Origin of the sequence: Candidatus Viadribacter manganicus, assembly GCF_001679665.1 — a bacterium.
In the GTDB taxonomy this organism is placed as follows: Bacteria; Pseudomonadota; Alphaproteobacteria; order Caulobacterales; family Aquidulcibacteraceae; genus Vitreimonas; species Vitreimonas manganica.
Window position 1 is genome coordinate 857,025 of the sequence record NZ_CP013244.1, and the last position, 17,204, is coordinate 874,228.

At 61.8% G+C, this 17,204-nt stretch carries 16 protein-coding genes and 4 tRNA genes; 12 read left to right on the forward strand and 8 right to left on the reverse strand.

Annotation, left to right across the window (positions count from 1 at the left end; translation table 11 throughout):
• Positions 1-41: 41 nt before the first annotated feature.
• The 5 genes from serA to folP form a co-directional block, all read right to left on the reverse strand.
• Positions 42-1,622, reverse strand: a complete 1,581-nt coding sequence (gene serA / locus ATE48_RS04620) for a phosphoglycerate dehydrogenase (protein WP_228126789.1) — start codon at positions 1,620-1,622, stop codon at positions 42-44.
• 129 nt (positions 1,623-1,751) lie between these two features.
• Positions 1,752-2,924, reverse strand: a complete 1,173-nt coding sequence (locus ATE48_RS04625) for a phosphoserine transaminase (RefSeq protein WP_066774592.1) — start codon at positions 2,922-2,924, stop codon at positions 1,752-1,754.
• A gap of 629 nt (positions 2,925-3,553) precedes the next feature.
• The gene (locus ATE48_RS04630; RefSeq protein ID WP_066768262.1) at positions 3,554-4,585 is read right to left on the reverse strand and encodes a PhzF family phenazine biosynthesis protein; all 1,032 of its coding nucleotides are present in this window, start codon (positions 4,583-4,585) and stop codon (positions 3,554-3,556) included.
• A 73-nt stretch (positions 4,586-4,658) separates the two neighbouring features.
• A complete protein-coding gene (thiD, locus tag ATE48_RS04635; protein ID WP_066768264.1) occupies positions 4,659-5,471 on the reverse strand; it encodes a bifunctional hydroxymethylpyrimidine kinase/phosphomethylpyrimidine kinase in 813 nt (270 codons plus the stop codon).
• A 13-nt stretch (positions 5,472-5,484) separates the two neighbouring features.
• A complete protein-coding gene (gene folP / locus ATE48_RS04640) occupies positions 5,485-6,309 on the reverse strand; it encodes a dihydropteroate synthase (protein ID WP_228126790.1) in 825 nt (274 codons plus the stop codon).
• A gap of 160 nt (positions 6,310-6,469) precedes the next feature.
• On the opposite strand from folP, the gene ATE48_RS04645 reads away from it, so the two are divergent.
• The 3 genes from ATE48_RS04645 to ATE48_RS04655 all read left to right on the forward strand — a co-directional run bounded on the left by ATE48_RS04645 (position 6,470) and on the right by ATE48_RS04655 (position 8,115).
• The gene (locus ATE48_RS04645; protein ID WP_066768265.1) at positions 6,470-6,943 is read left to right on the forward strand and encodes an NUDIX domain-containing protein; all 474 of its coding nucleotides are present in this window, start codon (positions 6,470-6,472) and stop codon (positions 6,941-6,943) included.
• 66 nt (positions 6,944-7,009) lie between these two features.
• Positions 7,010-7,675: a class I SAM-dependent methyltransferase gene (locus ATE48_RS04650; protein WP_066768267.1), complete on the forward strand. Its 666-nt coding sequence runs from the start codon at positions 7,010-7,012 to the stop codon at positions 7,673-7,675.
• A complete protein-coding gene (locus tag ATE48_RS04655; RefSeq protein ID WP_066768269.1) occupies positions 7,675-8,115 on the forward strand; it encodes a VOC family protein in 441 nt (146 codons plus the stop codon). The genes ATE48_RS04650 and ATE48_RS04655 overlap by 1 nt, the downstream gene beginning before the upstream one ends.
• Positions 8,116-8,170: 55 nt before the next feature.
• On the opposite strand, the gene ATE48_RS19945 is transcribed toward ATE48_RS04655, so the two are convergent.
• Positions 8,171-9,076 (reverse strand): hypothetical protein, encoded by a 906-nt coding sequence (locus ATE48_RS19945; RefSeq protein ID WP_066768271.1) that lies wholly within the window; start codon positions 9,074-9,076, stop codon positions 8,171-8,173.
• A 104-nt stretch (positions 9,077-9,180) separates the two neighbouring features.
• Complete coding sequence (gene mutL / locus ATE48_RS04665; protein ID WP_066768273.1) at positions 9,181-11,037, reverse strand: DNA mismatch repair endonuclease MutL; 1,857 nt, start codon at positions 11,035-11,037, stop codon at positions 9,181-9,183.
• Between the two features lie 69 nt (positions 11,038-11,106).
• Here mutL and ATE48_RS04670 point away from each other — a divergent pair, with 69 nt between their 5' ends.
• The 8 genes from ATE48_RS04670 to ATE48_RS04705 all read left to right on the forward strand — a co-directional run bounded on the left by ATE48_RS04670 (position 11,107) and on the right by ATE48_RS04705 (position 15,498).
• Complete coding sequence (locus tag ATE48_RS04670) at positions 11,107-11,907, forward strand: LOG family protein (protein ID WP_066768275.1); 801 nt, start codon at positions 11,107-11,109, stop codon at positions 11,905-11,907.
• Positions 11,908-12,019: 112 nt separating this feature from the next.
• Positions 12,020-12,295: a DUF4242 domain-containing protein gene (locus ATE48_RS04675; protein WP_066768277.1), complete on the forward strand. Its 276-nt coding sequence runs from the start codon at positions 12,020-12,022 to the stop codon at positions 12,293-12,295.
• Positions 12,296-12,330: 35 nt separating this feature from the next.
• On the forward strand, positions 12,331-13,365 hold the full coding sequence (locus ATE48_RS04680; RefSeq protein ID WP_228126791.1) for a GlxA family transcriptional regulator: 1,035 nt from the start codon (positions 12,331-12,333) through the stop codon (positions 13,363-13,365).
• Between the two features lie 309 nt (positions 13,366-13,674).
• A complete protein-coding gene (locus tag ATE48_RS04685) occupies positions 13,675-14,883 on the forward strand; it encodes an RtcB family protein (protein ID WP_066768281.1) in 1,209 nt (402 codons plus the stop codon).
• Positions 14,884-15,051: 168 nt separating this feature from the next.
• A tRNA-Ala gene (locus ATE48_RS04690) sits at positions 15,052-15,126 on the forward strand.
• 3 nt (positions 15,127-15,129) lie between these two features.
• A tRNA-Gln gene (locus ATE48_RS04695) sits at positions 15,130-15,204 on the forward strand.
• 18 nt (positions 15,205-15,222) lie between these two features.
• A tRNA-Met gene (locus tag ATE48_RS04700) sits at positions 15,223-15,309 on the forward strand.
• 111 nt (positions 15,310-15,420) lie between these two features.
• Positions 15,421-15,498, forward strand: a tRNA-Pro gene (locus ATE48_RS04705).
• A gap of 111 nt (positions 15,499-15,609) precedes the next feature.
• Here the strand turns inward: ATE48_RS04705 and ATE48_RS04715 are convergent.
• Positions 15,610-16,215, reverse strand: a complete 606-nt coding sequence (locus tag ATE48_RS04715) for a TetR/AcrR family transcriptional regulator (RefSeq protein ID WP_066768283.1) — start codon at positions 16,213-16,215, stop codon at positions 15,610-15,612.
• A gap of 58 nt (positions 16,216-16,273) precedes the next feature.
• Here ATE48_RS04715 and ATE48_RS04720 point away from each other — a divergent pair, with 58 nt between their 5' ends.
• Positions 16,274-17,155, forward strand: a complete 882-nt coding sequence (locus ATE48_RS04720; protein ID WP_228126792.1) for a metal-dependent hydrolase — start codon at positions 16,274-16,276, stop codon at positions 17,153-17,155.
• Positions 17,156-17,204: the final 49 nt, after the last annotated feature.

The following is a 17,204-nucleotide window of genomic DNA, read 5'->3' on the forward strand; positions in this document are numbered from 1 at the left end:
ACGAGCGACAACGCGTATCCGCGCCTACAGTTCCAGCGAGGCTAGAACCGCAGCAACTTTGCGTAGCGAACCTGCGGCAGCGCCTTGAGCTTGGCCATGTCTGGATCGGACAAGGGCTGGTCGACGCCAACCAGCGCGATCGCCTCAGCGCCCGCTGCTTCGCGTCCCAGATGGAACGTCGCAATGTTGATTTGCGCATCGCCGAGCAAAGTACCAAGCGCGCCGATAAAGCCCGGCTTATCGGAATTGTTGATGTAGAGCGTGTTGGCCTGGAAAGGCGCCTCCAGCGCCATCCCCTTCACTTCGACAATCCGCGGTTGCCCGGCAATGACTGCGCCGGCAAGCGTGCGCCAGCCGCCGCCCGTCTTTACCTTGATCCGAATGAGACTGTCATAAGTCGGCGACGTCTCGCGCGTGCTCTCAGTCAGCGCCGCACCGCGCTCTTTCATCAGAGCCGGCGCAGAGACGACATTTACGTCCTGCAACAGTGGCCGCAACACACCGGCAAGCGCAGCCGCCGTCAACGGCTTCATGTTCAATTTGGTGACATCGCCTTCGTATTCGATTTCCACTTCTTCCAGGCCCTCATCGACGATCTGGCCCGCAAACGCGCCGAGCTTCTCAGCTAGCGCCGCAAACGGCTTCAGGCGCGGCGCTTCTTCCGCGGTGATCGAGGGCATGTTGAGCGCGTTGGTGACGGCGCCCGTCAGCAGATAATCGCTCATCTGCTCGGCCACCTGCAGCGCTACGTTTTCTTGCGCTTCATTGGTGGAGGCGCCCAGATGCGGCGTTGCGATGAAGTTCGGCGCTCCGAAGAGCACGTTCTCCTTCGCCGGCTCGACCGTAAATACGTCGAAGCCTGCAGCGGCGACGTGCTCGCTTTCGAGCGCCTCGCGAAGAGCCGCCTCATCGACCAATCCGCCACGCGCCGCGTTGACGATGATGATACCCGGTTTGGTCATCGCCAGCGCTTCGCGCGAGAGAATGTTCTTGGTCTTATCGGTCATTGGCACATGCAGCGAGATCACATCAGCGCGCGGCAGCAACTCTTCCAGCTCTACCTTCTCCACGCCGAGCTGTACGGCGCGCTCTGCGCTGAGAAATGGATCATAGGCTATGACCTTCATCTTCAAGCCAAGCGCGCGATCCGCAACAATTGAACCGATATTGCCGCAACCAATGAGGCCGAGCGTCTTTGCGTAGAGCTCGCGGCCCATGAAGCGATTTTTTTCCCACTTGCCGGCTTGGGTCGATGCATCCGCGACGGCGATCTGACGCGCCGCTGCGAACATGAGCGCAATCGCGTGCTCCGCCGTGGTTATCGAATTGCCGAACGGGGTATTCATCACCACGATGCCTTTGGCGGTCGCGGCCGGTATATCGACATTGTCGACGCCGATGCCTGCGCGCCCGATGACCTTCAGATTCTTCGCGGCAGCGATGATGTCCGGCTTCACTTTGGTCGCCGAACGGATGGCTAGACCATCGTAATTGCCGATGACCTCCTTCAACTTCGCCGCGTCAGGGCCAAGCTGCGGCTGGAAATCGACTTCGATCCCGCGCGTCTTGAAAATATTGACGGCGGCTTCGCTGAGTTCGTCGCTGATGAGGACTTTTGGCATTGTGATCTTCCTATCTCTTCCCCCGCTTGCGGGGGAAGTGGATCGCGCGAAGCGCTAGACCTTGAGGGCAGCCCCGCCCCCTCAGTCAGCTTCGCTGACAGCTCCCCCGCATGCGAGGGAGCAAACGGACTAGGCGGCTTTGGTTTCGAGTTCGGCGACGAGCGTCGCAAACGCCCATTCGATCCATGGCGTCAACGCGGCGACATCCGAGGCGTCAATGGTCGCGCCGCACCAGATCCGAAGCCCTGGAGGCGCCGAGCGATAGGAAGCCGCATCGAACGCAACGCCCTCCTTCTCCAACAGCGAGGCGAGCTTCTTGGCGAACTCAGCTTGCGCATCTTCGCTCAACGCAGCAACGCGCGGATCGACCACTTTGAGACACACGCTGGTGTTCGAACGCGTTGCCGGATCAATGGCGAGGAAATCGATCCACGCCGTCTTCGCCGCCCAATCGGCCAGAACTTTGGTGTTTGCGTCGGCGCGCGCTTGCAGCGCCGCCAGCCCGCCAAGCGCTTCGGCCCATTTCAGCGCGTCGATGTAATCTTCCGTGGCGAGCAAAGAAGGCGTGTTGATCGTCGAGCCTTCGAATATCTCAAGGTCGACTTTGCCTTTCTTGGTCAAGCGGAAGATCTTGGGGATGGGCCGGTCGGGTGTGAAGCTCTCAAGCCGCGCAATCGCACGCGGGCTCAAGATCAGCATGCCGTGCGCGGCCTCGCCGCCCAGCACTTTCTGCCACGAAAACGTCGTCACATCGCACTTCGACCAATCGATCGCCTGCGCGAAAACAGCGCTCGTCGCATCGTTGATGGTGATGCCTTCGCGATCTGCCGCGATCCAATCGAAATTCGGCACGCGCACGCCGGACGTCGTGCCGTTCTGCGTGAAGATGATGTCCGCGTCCTTGCGCGCCAGCTCGAGCTTCGGCAGCGCGCCGTATCCGGCGCCATGCACCTTCGCATCGAGCTTCAGCTGCTTGGCGTCGGTCACCCATTCTTCGCCAAAGCTCTCCCAGGCGAAAATATCAACCGGTCGCGCGCCAAGCATCGACCACATCGCCATCTCGACAGCGCCTGTGTCCGAGGCCGGAACGATCGCAATCTTGTGCGTGTCCGGCACGCCCAAAATGGCGCGCGTGCGATCAATTGCTTCTTTGAGCTTGGCTTTGCCGGGCTTTGCGCGGTGCGAACGACCCAGCGTCGCGTCCTTCAACGCGTCAGTGCTCCAGCCCGGACGTTTTTTTGTGGGACCCGACGAAAAGCGGGGATCAGCCGGGCGCACTGCCGGCTTAGCGGTACCTGTCATCAACTTATCTCCCATCCTTACAGATGAGCGTCCGCCGTTGGGAGCGGATGGCCCACTTACGGACGTGCGCCGCTTCGCACGCAAAGTCCACTGCGGCGCATTGAGTGACCGCAGTGTCGGGAAATGGCGGAGCTGGGACCCGGCCGCGAACCCCCGCGTCAGGTTGGGGGGAGAGACTCTCGAGGGTCCGCGGCGCCGGTTTGCTAGGCTCGCAGGGGAAAGTGAGGGAGCGAGCCGATCACCAGACCACTATCGACGCGCCGGCGCGCACCGACCTGCCCCGAACCTTGACGCTCGCTGCACTCGCAGCAGCCTTGACTGTCATCTCCCCAGCGCTCGCAGGAACAGGGACTGCCCCGCCCACGCCCGCGTCACGGCAAGCACAGATCACCCATCACGGCACACCGGCGCAAACCCGAGGCGTGAGTGATCTTTATCGGCGCGCGCAACGCAAACTGACTGACATCCACATGTACAGCGGCGCCGTCGACGGCTCGCGCAACACCGCATTCGTTGTTTCACTTGAGCGCTTTCAACGCGCGCACAACATCCGCGCCAGCAGACGTTTGAACTCCGAGACTAGAGCGGCGCTCGCAATCTACTCGCCCCCACAGACCTTTTTCTCCGCCCTAAACTTCGCCGCCGCCTGTCACAACGATCCGTGGCGGCGGCGGCTCTTCATTTTCTGGGGGCGCTGGATGTGAGGTGGGTGAAGAAAGCTGCTCACTCGCCGGTTCAAGGCCAAGGATCAACGGCTCTTCAAAAATCGCCGGCAATTGCTTCACGGTGCGGGCGCGGCGCTTCTTACGCTTCGGCGCCTCGGGATGGTCATCCACGCGATTGTGCAAGCGCGCCAAAGCCGGATCGAGCTCACCGCGCAGATACACCGAAACCTGCCCCAGCAATCGCACACTGGAGAGCGTCTGGATGGCGCGCATGAAACCGCCGCGCCGCGATGCCTGGAAACCGACAACGCTCTCAAGATCGAAGCGGTCGCACCAATACGGCGCAAGATCGGCAAACGACGAACCCGTCACCGGATCTTCGTCGATGCCGACGCCAGGGCAGAAGAAGCGTGAAACGAAATCGTAAGGCTGGCCCTCATCGGCCGGCGCCGTCACCCCAATCATGCCTTGGCGCGGGCCGCGCACAGCGACATTCAACGCCGCGAAATCCGGCTTCAGATTGCGAAGCGTCGCTTCATCCTCAACCACGACGTTGGCGTATTCGCCAATGAACGCGTCGACGACCTCAACACCACCGAGCGCGGCGCTGATGTTGTCGTCCGGCGTCCACGGCGTCCGCTGACGGCGCGGCAGATCGAGCGTGTAGCCTTCTGGCGTGCTCCGCACGATCAAGGCGCCGGCGTGCGTGTCGAACACCACGACTTCCAGTCCAGGATCGATCTCGCTCAGCAGCATCGCGCCGGCCGCCAGCGTCGCGTGCCCGCAAAGCGGCACCTCCGTCGCTGGCGTGAACCAGCGCAGTTGGTAATTGCCCTTGAGCCCTGTCGGCACAACGAACGCGGTTTCGCTCAGCTTGTTTTCGGTAGCGATGGCCTGCAGCACAGCATCCGGCAGCCAGCGATCCAGCGGCACCACGGCGGCCGGGTTGCCGGTGAACAGACGGTCCGTGAAGGCGTGCACGATCCAGATTTTCATCGTGTCCAGCTATGGCTGCTCGAACGCGCGCGCGCCAGCATCTGCGCGGTTAAGGGTGAGCAGCGTTCGCCTTCTAGGCGAGCTTGCACGGCCAGTTGTGGCCCAGCGGCTGGTGCCCTTGGCCAAAACCAGGCGCGTTGCGGATTGCCTCCATCAGGTAGGCGCGCGCCTTCTCCACCGCCGGCTCGATCAAATCACCCTTTGAGACGTATGTTGCGATCGCAGATGCAAGCGTGCACCCGGTGCCGTGCGTCGCCATGGTGTCGATGCGCGGGCTTTCGAATACCCGATACCCGTCGCGCGTCAGCAGAACGTCTCGCACGGTCGAGCCATGGATGTGCCCGCCCTTCACGAGGCCCGACCACGCGCCGAGGCGATTGACGACGATATCCGCGGCATCCATCTGCCCATCGAGATCGTGAACGCCAACGCCGGTAAGCGCCTCGGCTTCAGGTGCATTCGGCGTCGCGATCAACGCGATCGGCATCAGCTCGTTGCGAATGATCTCTACCGCATCTTCTTCCAGCAGCGATGCGCCGCCTTTCGCGATCATCACCGGATCAAGAATGACCGGCACGCCGTCGCCAACCGCATACCAAGCCTCGACCACCGCACGGACGTGATCGACTGATCCCATCATGCCGATCTTCCACGCATCTGCGCCAAGATCACCCATCACCGCCTCGATCTGCGCACACACGATCTCCGGCGGAACGGCGTGAACCCCGGTGACACCGAGCGTATTCTGCACCGTAATCGCAGTGACGGCGGTCATCGCGTAACCGCCGAGGGCCGACACGGTCTTGATGTCCGCCTGAATACCGGCCCCACCGCCGGAGTCAGAACCAGCGATGATCAGCACGCGGCCTTTGGGTTTGTCGCTCATGCGCCCCAATAAGCTAGGCTAGTGTCGCGCGCCACACTTTCAGCGCCTGCACCGTCTCGGCGATATCGTGCACCCGCACCATGGCGGCGCCATTTTGCACGGCGATCAACGCTGCAGCAACCGAACCGCCGAGGCGATCATTTCCCGCGTCCTTGGCGCGCTCATCGATCGCGGCGATGAAGCGCTTGCGCGACGCACCAATCACAACCGGGCGGCCTGTTTCTTCGGCGATGCGCCCAGTATTGTTGAGCAGCGCCAGATTGTGCTCGAGTGTTTTGCCAAAGCCGAGACCGGGATCGACCCAGATATCTTCAAGGCCCTTTGCTTCGGCCGCTGCGACGCGTTGCTTCAAAAACGCAATCACCTCAGCGACGACATCCTGATAGCGCGGCTCATTCTGCATCGTGCGCGGCTCACCCTGCATGTGCATGAGGATGACCGGCCGGCGCAGCGCCGCCGCAGTTTCCAGCGCGCCGGGCGCTTGCAAGGCGGCAACGTCGTTCCACACCGATGCGCCGGCCTGCAACGCGGCCATCGCCACGGAAGGCTTCATGGTGTCGATCGAGATCGGCGCCTTGGTCGCGGCCCGGAGCGCCGCGATCACAGGCACCACGCGGGCGATCTCTTCCCCGTCTTCGACCGGCGCGGCGCCGGGCCGGGTGGACTCGCCGCCAATGTCGATGATGTCGGCGCCGGCTTCCAGCATGGCCAGCGCGTGCGGCGCCGCTGCCTGCTCATGCAAGCCACCGTCCGAGAAGGAATCCGGCGTCACGTTCAGGACGCCCATAACATAAGGGCCACCGGCGATCTTTGCGGGTGGCATCGTGAAACTGTTCATGGGCGGCGCGGATGACAAAGCAAACCTCCTGGCGCAAGCTTGACGCGCAGTTGCCTACGCGCGCACTTGTCGCGCTCACGAACGCATTAGCCGCGAAGATCAAGCGGTTGGCGCACAAGCGCAATGCGAAACGATCGGATCGCAGGGCAGTTACGCAAAAATGGACAATTGGCGTCTCAAATTCGAGCCCGTCATCACGCCGGTCTTCCGTACCTTCTGGCGCTTCAGCCGCGCCGCAACGCTGGGCGTGCGCGGCGTCGCCTGCGATGCCGAAGGCCGCGTGCTGCTGGTGAAGCACACCTACCTTCGCGGCTGGCACCTTCCTGGCGGCGGCGTCGAACATGGCGAGACCGCGCCTTACGCAATCGCGCGCGAGATGGAAGAGGAAGGCGGCATCGAGCCCACCGAACCGCCGGTGATCTTCGCGCTCTACTCCAACCACGCCAACTTCGCCGGCGACCATATCGGGCTCTATCGCATCGGCGCCTGGAAGCCGTGCCCGCCGCGCGCCGCCAACGAAATCTCCGAGCGCGGTTTTTTCGATCCGGCAAGCCCGCCGGAAGGAACCACCAAAGCGACCCTTCGCCGCTTAGCTGAGGTGTTTCGCGGCGCCCCGCCCAGCGCCACTTGGTAGCCGCGCTTGCCCGGCTATGGCGCGGTCCCTATGTTGCCGCCGCACTAAACGAAGGCTCTTCCTGCAATGATGAAATGTGATGCGGCTTGGCTGGGCGCGACGCTGGCGCGTCTCGATCCGCAGGACATTTCGCCCGCGCTCAATCTCGGCTCCTCCACAAAAGAGTATCGCGAGAAAGAGCAGCCTTACGTCAATGAACTGGTATTTGGGCCGCTCGAAGCGCGCGGTGTGAAAGTGATCCACTCGGATCTGAAGGCCGCCGAGGGCGTCGATATCGCCGGTGACATTTTCAACGACGAGGATCTCGCCAAGATTCTCGCGACCAAGCCGAAGTCCGTCATCTGCACCCACATGTACGAACACGTGGTCGACCGCGATGAACTCACGCGGCGCATTTTGAAGATGATCCCCGAGGGCGGGATGTTCTTCATCACCGTGCCGTCAAGCTATCACCAGCATAACGATCCGATCGACACGATGTTTCGCCCGTCGCCGGACGAGCTTGCGTCTATGTTCCAAGGCCAAGAGATCGTCGATAAGCAGGAACTCATCGGCGAGACCTATTGGGTCCACATCAAGAAGCGGCCGGTTACGCTCTTCTTCCGCCACTTCTTGCGCTTCTGGTTTCCGTTTTTCGGCTGGCGCCAATGGAAGCGCTCGATGCGCAAACTCTATTGGCTCTTCAACCATTACAAAGTGGCGGCCATCGCCGGCCGCAAGGTGACCGCCTGATGCGCTATCTGCACACCATGATCCGCGTTGGCGATCTCGATGCCGCGCTCGATTTCTTCTGCGCCAAACTCGGCCTCGTCGAAATGAATCGCTTCGACAATGAGGGCGGACGCTTCACGCTGGTCTTCTTGGCCGCCCCGGACGACGTCGAACTCGCGCGCGACCGCAAAGCGCCCCTGGTGGAACTCACCTACAATTGGGACGAGCACGAATATGGCGGCGGTCGCAATTTCGGCCACCTCGCCTATCGCGTGAAGGATATCTACGCGCTCTGCCAGAAGCTCATGGACAAAGGCGTCACCATCAATCGTCCGCCGCGTGACGGACACATGGCGTTCGTGCGCTCGCCGGACGGCATTTCGATCGAGCTCTTGCAAGAAGGTGATCGACTGCCGCCGCAGGAGCCGTGGGCATCGATGCAGAACACCGGGGCCTGGTAATGCAAAGGCCGCGCTCCTTTCGGAACGCGGCCCACTTGCATCGCAAAGCGTTTGCTTAGTTCGACGTCAGTTCCGAGACGTGCAGCACAGCAGCCGGATAATCGCCTTCCGCGTAGCTGCCGACCCACACGTCATACTGTCCCGAAACCGGGGTCGTAAACGTGATCGACGGGTTCAGTCCTTCGTTGCCGCCATCGTCATCGCAAACCCAGTTGCCGGCCGCGTCGTTGATCACGAGCGTGGTGTCGGCGTCAGACTGCGCTGAGAAGATCAGCGGCAGACCAGCTTCGCCGGCCGTGAAGTTCACGCGATAATCCGGCGCGCGCGAGATAGAACCAACGCAACCGGGAATTTGGTAGGCGTTGTATTCACCACCCGCGGTCACGTTTACCGTGTGCGGGTCAGGCTGGAAGCCCGAGACAAGATCAACCACGCCATAGTTCGGGTTGAGCGTGAAGTCCGGCAGATCTTGCGGCACCGCATCGGCTGGGCCCGCAATTTCCGAAATGTAGAGCTGCGCCGGCGCCAGATCGGACGAACCGAAGCGGCCAACCCAGATTTGGTAGCGGCCATTGCGCGGCGCTTCCCAGCTGATCACCGGGTTCAGATTGTCGCCGCTATCATCGTCGCACATCCATTGGCCGTTTGGACCTTTGACGACGAGCGTGGTGTCATCTTCAGCGACGACGCCGATATAAAGAGGCAGTTCGCCACGGCGGAAGTTCAGCGTGAAGCTTGGCCGTTCGGCGATGAAGCCACGGCAATTGTCGCTGACGGTCGACACATCAATCGGACCACCAGCATTCACAGTTGTGACATGCGGATCAGGCGTGAAGCCTGAGCGCAGCGTGACTTGGCCGAACGTGCCTTGAGCGCTGGAGTTGATGCGCTGCGCGTAAGCCGGCGTCGTCATAAGTGCCACTGCCGCCGCGGCGGTCAGTATGCGTCCGAGTGATGTCATGTGTTTCCCCGTTTCGAGCTCTCTCGCGACGCGCACTCTTCTCCCGCGCAAACATGAACGCAAGCGCAGACCTAGAGGAAACAAGGCATTTTCAAGGTATTTTATTACCGCCGGCCGAACAGCTTTTCGATGTCAGCAAGCTTTAACTCGACATAAGTCGGTCGCCCGTGATTGCACTGGCCGGAAAACGGCGTCGCTTCCATTTGGCGCAGCAACGAATTCATCTCATCGCCGGTCAGCCGGCGTCCTGCGCGCACCGAACCGCGGCACGCCATCGATGAACACACTTCTTCGAGACGCTCTTTCAGAGCGTGCGCCTCGCCCAGCTCAGCGATGTCATCCGCTAAGTCTTTGAGCATTCCCGCCGCATCGACATGCCCAAGCAGGGCCGGCGTTTCGCGCACAAGAATGGCCCCCGGACCAAACGGCTCGATGACAAGGCCAAGCTGCGCCAATTCTTCAGCACGAGCGCCCAATGCATCCGCTTCGCTTGGATCAAGCTCGACAACTTCCGGAATAAGCAAACCCTGCCGGCGCACGCCGCCATTGGCGAGCATTTGCTTCATGCGTTCATATACGAGGCGTTCGTGGGCGGCGTGTTGATCGACGATGACGATGCCATCTTCGGTTTGCGCGACGATGTAAGTCTCGTGAATCTGCGCGCGCGCTGCGCCAAGCGGAAAGAAGCGCGCATCCTCGGGATCCTGATTGGTCGCCGTTTGGATTGCGGCCTCGAGATCCACCCGCGAAATCGCAGCCGCGAAGCCTGCCGGCGCTTCCTCGACGCGTCCGCTCGGCATCATGAAGTCGCCGCTCGCCAGGCGCTCTTCTGCAACCGCCCATGCCTGCGCTGCGGGCCGCAAGAATGGTTGCGGCGCTTCGTACGCGCGCACGGCGCCTAAGGCAGATTGTGCGGTTGTTGTCGAAGCACGATGGCCAGCGCCCGCAAGCGCGTGACTCAGCGCGCCCACGATAAGCCCCCGCACCAAAGCGGCATCGCGAAAACGCACTTCGGTCTTGGCCGGATGCACGTTCACGTCGACTTCATCCGGCGGCAAATCAAGGAACAACGCCGCCACCGGGTGGCGATCGCGCGCCAGCAAATCCTGATACGCCGCACGCACCGCGCCAACGATGAGCTTATCCTTCACCGGCCGGCCATTGACGAATAGGTGCTGGTGCTCGCGCGTGCCGCGATGGAACGTCGGCAAGCCGGCAAACCCGGAGAGACGCACAGTGTCACGCGTCTGATCGAGCAAAATACAATTCGGCGCGAAGTCCGCACCGAGGATCGCCGCGAGCCGCGAACGGCGCCCTTCATTTTCAGGATCGTTTTCCGCAGCGAGGCGCAGCGACATCCGGCCATCATGCTCTAGCGAGAACGCCACATCCGGGCGCGCCATCGCCAAGCGCTTCACAACATCCGACACCGCCATCATCTCAGCGCGTTCGGACTTCATGAACTTCAGCCGCGCCGGTGTCGCAAAGAAGAGATCGCGCACCTCTACCCGCGTACCGCTCTCGCTCAGCGTCGCCCACGCAGCCGGCTTCACAGCCTCCAGCGCGCCGCCCTCGACATTAATCGCCCAGGTATCGGCGACGCCGCGCGCCTTCGATGTAATCTCAAGCCGCGCTACGGCGCCGATGGAAGGCAACGCCTCGCCGCGAAATCCCATCGTGTGAATATTCAGAAGATCGACGTCACCCGCCGAACTTGCAGTTAACTTCGAGGTCGCGTGCCGCTCCACCGCCAGCGGCAGCTCATCGCGCGGGATGCCGCTGCCATCGTCCTCAATCGAAATCAGCCCAAGGCCGCCGCGTCCAATGCGAACGACTATGCGGCGCGCGCCAGCATCAAGCGCGTTCTCGACCAATTCCTTCACCGCGGCGGCGGGCCGCTCAATTACCTCGCCGGCGGCGATGCGGTTTACGGCTTCGGGAGGGAGGCGGCGGATGGGCATGAGATTCGGGCCAAGGCTAGCATATGGGACGCGCCTTCTCCCCCAGCTACGACAGCGCTAGGTTGAGCCATGGCCGAACAAAAAAAGCCCAATGCGGCGCAGATCGCCTCCCCTTCGTTTCGCCTCGCGGCGCTGGACGAGGCTTTCCTGCTGGGCGAATCCATGCGCGGCGTCCGGTTTCTGCTCGAATACGAGAAAGCCGAGCAAATCTTGAAAGCACGGCGGATCAAATCCACCATCGTCGTCTTTGGCGGCGCGCGCATTGTGGAAAGCGGCGGCTCAGAGCAACACGCGCTCTGGTACAAGGAGGCGCGTGCGTTCGGCCGCCTCGCATCTGAACGCGGCGGCGCAACCAGCGACAATGGCGGCGATCATTTCAACGTCATCACAACCGGCGGCGGGCCCGGCGCGATGGAAGCCGTCAATCGCGGCGCGCGCGACGTGAACGCGCCATCGATCGGCTTCAACATTCGTTTGCCCCACGAACAAGAGCCCAACGCCTACACAACACCGGAGCTCACCTTCAACTTCCACTACTTCGCCATGCGCAAGATGCACCTTGCCATGCGCGCCAACGCGCTCGTCATTTTTCCAGGCGGCTTCGGCACGCTCGACGAAATGTTCGAGATCCTAACGCTTCGACAAACGCGCAAAGCACCGCTCATTCCCGTCGTACTTTTCGACGAAGCCTATTGGCGTTCGGTGATCAATTTCGACAAGCTCGTCGAACATGGCGCCATCGACGCCGCCGATCTCACACTCTTCCGCTACGCCGATACGGCGGAAGCCACCTGGGACGCGCTCGTTGAACAGGGCCTTGGCAAAGCCCACGACAACAGCGCCCCGGACGTGGTCCAGAAGGACATCTAAGCTTGGCGGGATCGCCCCTGCTCAATGTCACTTCCGCCTCTCACGCCTCAGCACGGGCGTCCTCTACCTAAGATCACTCTCACCAAGAGAGCGAACCGAAGAGGAAGAAGTCGTGAAAAAGTACGTTATCGAGCGTCAGATTCCCGGTGTCGACAAGATGGGCGCAAGCGACCTGTCTGGCGCCGCGAAAACCTCAAACACCGCGCTGGCCCAACTCGCACCGAAGGTGCAATGGGTCCATTCTTACCTCGCCCAGGACAAGACCTTCTGCATCTATCTGGCCGAGAATGAAGACGCGATCCGCGAACACGCGCGCATCAGCGGCTTCCCGGCCAACAAGATCACCGAGGTCACGGGCATGATCGACCCCACCACGGCGCGGGGCTGATAGCGTTTGGCTACGTTAAGGCCTAAGGTGACCCCATGAGCGAATTCGAAGTGCTCAACGTTACGGTCATCCTGTTGGACGATGGCTACGCGTCCACGGCGCTCATGCCGATTGAAGTCTTTCACTCGGCAGGAGCACTGTGGCGCGAGCTGCGCGGCGAAGCGCCTGAACCGCGCTTTCGCGTCACCACCGCATCGATCGACGGCAAACCCGTGCGTAGCCCGTACGCCGGACTCAGCATGTCGCCGGAAACCAAGATTGCGGCGATCGATCGGACCGACATCGCGATCATCCCGACATCGGGCCTCTGCTTCAATGAGAAACTGATCGAAAATAGCGCCCTGCTGCCCTGGCTGCAGAAGCAACACGCGCACGGCGCCTATCTCGCCGGCGTGTGCATGGGCGCAGCTTACCTTGCCGAAGCGGGACTGCTCGATAGCCGCCAAGCCACAACTCACTGGGCAATAGCGGACGCATTCCGCCAGCGTTGGCCCAATGTCGATTGGCGACCCGACATGTTCGTCACTGAAGACGCACGACTGCTCTGCAGCGGCGGCCTGACAGCCGCGGCTGACGTCAGCCTCTATCTCGTCGAGAAGCTCTGCGGGCATGAAGTTGCAGTTCAAACCGCGAAGTCACTACTGCTAACGATGCCGCGCACGCACCAATGCGGTTACGCCGTGCTGCCGTTCTCACCGGCGCACGACGATGATCGCGTTAAAGCCGCAGAGCACTTCATTCAAGCCAATTTCAAGATCCCGCTCACCACCGAAGGTATCGCCAGCCACGTAGCGATGAGTTCACGCACGCTCATTCGCCGCTTCAAAGCCGCGACCGGCCGCCTTCCCGGCGCGTATTTGCAAGCCGTCCGCATCGAAGCGGCAAAGTCGATGCTTGAGAGCGACGACGCGCCCATTCAAGCCGTCGCATCGTCAGTCGGATACGACGATGCTGCGCATTTTCGCGAGCTCTTCAAACGCTCGAGCGGCATGACGCCGGCTGAGTATCGCGCGCACTTCGCCGAGCTTCGCGTGCGCCAAATGGAACAGACAGCACTCGCAAATCGCTGATGCGCGCGGGCCACACACGACCCTCGCCACACTTTTTCCGCGTGACAACGCCGCAAATCACATGATACACGCGCGCGCCTTTCGGAGACGCATCGTGAAAACGTTGAACATCATCACCAGCAACCCAATGCTCGTCGCATATCGCGGCGCGCAGGAGGATATGCGCGCGTGGAGGAGTTCGGCTTTCTGACGTCTTCGGACAACGGAGCATGAAAACCCCTCCAAGGCGCGGCTTGGAGGGGTTTTTCGTATGTGCGCGTTGCACGCTCCAGGCCGCTAGGAAACGTTGAAAACAAAGGAGAACCGGCCATGTCCGGTTACGAAGAAATTCAAGGCGCGACTGCGCCGATCAAGGCTTGGATCAATGGCGTGCCGGTTGAGCACGCTGCGCAAAACCAATTGCGCAACGTCGCTATGCTGCCGTTCATCCATAGCCACATCGCTGTCATGCCGGACGTCCACTTCGGCATCGGCGCAACCGTTGGCTCGGTGATTCCGACCAAGGGCGCAATCATTCCAGCCGCTGTCGGTGTCGACATCGGCTGCGGGATGATGGCTGTGCGCACGACGCTGACGGCAAACGATTTGCCGGATTCGCTCGCGCGTCTGCGCGGCGCGATTGAACGCAACGTGCCGCACGGCAACGGGCCGAACGGAAATCACCGCGATACACCCTCTTCGGTGGAGACGTCCTACCGCGACTCCGGCCTCGACGACCGCTACCGCGCGATCATCGACAAGCACCCGAAGGCCTCTGCAAAAGCGCAAACCTCGCAGCTCGCCACCCTCGGCGGCGGAAACCACTTCATCGAGATCTGCCTCGACGAAGAGGACCGCGTCTGGGTGATGCTGCACTCGGGCTCGCGCGGCTCCGGCAACGCGATCGGGAAGTACTTTATCGAGCGTGCGAAGGAAGAACTCCTGCGCCGCGAACTGGGCTACCACATGCCTGACAAGGACCTCGCCTTCTTCATGGAAGGCGAAGACTTGTTCGACGACTACGTGGCGGCGGTCGGCTGGGCGCAAGACTACGCGCGCACCAACCGCGAGGTGATGATGGAGCGCACCCTGCGTGCGCTGCGTGACAACCTGCCGAAATTCAAGCTCGAGAAGCACGCTGTGAACTGCCACCACAATTACGTGGCGCGTGAACGGCACTTCGGCGCCGATGTTTGGGTGACGCGCAAAGGCGCGGTGCGCGCTGGACATGGCGAGCTTGGCATCATTCCCGGTTCGATGGGCGCCAAGTCGTTCATTGTGTGCGGAAAGGGTAACGCGGATTCGTTCTGCACGTGCTCGCACGGCGCAGGACGCGCGATGTCCCGCACCGAAGCTAAGAAGCGCTTCACGCTGGCCGATCACCGCGCCGCAACCGAGGGCGTGGAATGCCGCAAGGACGCAGGCGTGATCGACGAAACGCCGATGGCCTACAAGGACATCGACGCCGTCATGGCCGCACAGTCGGACCTGATCGATGTGGTGCACACACTGCGCCAGGTCGTGTGCGTGAAGGGCTGACGCGAGACGCGCGAAACACACGCTTCCCGGCCGAGTGAACCCGCATCGCAAGATGCGAGCAAACGCAGCGCCAGGACCCAGGGGACGACCAAGCGCCTTGCGCTTGCCGCTGGGCCCCAGATCGCACTCCAGCTTTCGCCGGGGCCGCGTCCGGGAAGCGTGAACTTCGGCGCCGTGGTCCATGGGTGAAGATGCTGCACTGGCGATGCGGTGAGGCGGCTTCCAGTCCCGCCGGCGCCGCCATGGTGCCCGTTCGTCTAATTGGTAGGACGCCGGAGTTTGGTTCCGGAAATCCTCGTTCGAATCGAGGACGGGCAACCAGGTTTAAGAAGGAAATGCTGACAGGTGGGCGAGCGGTCGAAGCCACGAGACTCATAATCTCGTTTGCAAAAGCACACGTTGGTTCAAATCCAACCCTGTCGACCATTCTTCTTGTTGCAAAGCAGACCGACCTTCACTATGTTGTACAACATCATGTTTCGACCGACCCCCTCCCTTCGAGAGACTGGCTAGCGCTCATGCGGCGCTAGCGCACGTCTGGGCGTAGCTCAGTCAGCGCAGAGCGCCTGCCTTGGGAGCAGGAGGCCGTTGGTTCAAATCCAGCCGCCCAGACCATCCTTTCAAAGCAACATGAGCGCCCGTCTGCACACGGCGCCTTCGTCTATGGGTTAGGATTCTGCGCTTTCAATGCGGGCAAACGGGTTCGAGTCCCGTCGGCGCTAGCAGCTAGGCCTTCACTTGCTCGGCATGAAATACGCGCAGCATGTCCATCGCCACTTCACGCGCGTGTCCCGGCGGCTTGCCAACAAGCTCAGCAAGCGCATGGCCAAACAGGCCGGCGCCCATCGCGAGCGTTACGCTGATCATGACCAAGTCTAGAGCTTGCGCCGGATCGACATCGCCAAACGAAGCACGCCGGATCACGACGCTTTGCACTGCATCGCGTATGTGCGTCATGCGCCGCCACTCGCCGGTCAATTCGAGCCACGCCGCTAGCCGCGCCGCGCCACGCCGTTCGAACACTTCGAACAGCGCGTGAAAAACCGCCTCCTGCTGATCCTCGCGCCCACCGCCCTGATCGGCGATCGCCAACACCTCGGCGACCAACTGGCTGACCATCCGCTCCATCAGCGCCGCGTGCAGCTCATCGATCGAGCCGAAATGATGGATGACGCTAGCGTTCGCGACACTGGCCGCAGTCGCCACATCCGCCAACTTCAGCGCCAGCGGCCCCCGCTCCACCAGCAATGCCTCGGCGGCCGCCAAGATATTCGCCCGCGCGTCTTCGGGGGCGCGGCGCACCCGAACCTTACCAGCTTTTCTTATTGACATTTTTGTCAGTAGAACCCAAATCCAAGCGTAAGGCAACCCTATACGCGAGTTCCTCCCCATGACCGCTCAGCTGACCGCCCAAATGACCGCACACGAAAAGACGACCCCCGCTGAAGTGAAAATCCCGCCGCGCGACATTCGCTTCGACTTCCAAGGCGCAAAAGCACGCCACTGGCTGAGCGGCGATCCAGTCGGCACTGCGGTTTTCAATGCGCTCTCACTCACCTTCCCGGACGGCGAACGCATGTTCATCGACGCGGTGCGCGCTTATCGCGATCGCGTTGACGGAAAGCTGGCAGAGGAAGTGAAGGGCTTCATCGCCCAGGAATCGATACACTCGCGCGAGCACCACACGCTCAATCAGTTGCTCGACCGCGACTTCTATCCGGTGGCTGAAATCGAAGCCGGCATCAAGGAACGCGTTGGCATCGCACGCTCACGCGGCCCGATGCGTATGCTGCTTTCAACGATCGCGCTCGAACACATCACCTCAATGATGGCCGACATTCACGCCGCCAACCAACAATTGTTCGATGGCGCTCCGGCCGGCATCGAGCGCATGTGGCGCTGGCATGCGATGGAAGAGACCGAGCACAAAGCTGTCGCGTTCGACGTCTTCATGGTCGCGACCAAAGATTGGACGCCGTTCCAACGCTATTTCCGCCGCTGCATGGTGATGGCGATTATCGGCATCATGTTCCCGCGCAACATCGCAGCCTATGCTGCGCGCTTACTCGAAGCCGACGGTTACTCGAAGAAAGACGCACTGAAGGCGGTCAATCGCTTCTTGTGGACTGAGCCAGGCATTTTCGGCCGCGGCGGGAAGCTCTTCTTCTCGTGGTTCCGCCCAGGCTTCCATCCATGGGACCACGACAACCGCGCCCTCGTCACCACGTGGCGCAAGGAATTCGACGCGGATATCGCGCCCGCGCACGCGTAATACTGCGCCCGGCGCGCACCCCGGCTAAAGGCCGGGGCTGCGTCCGGGA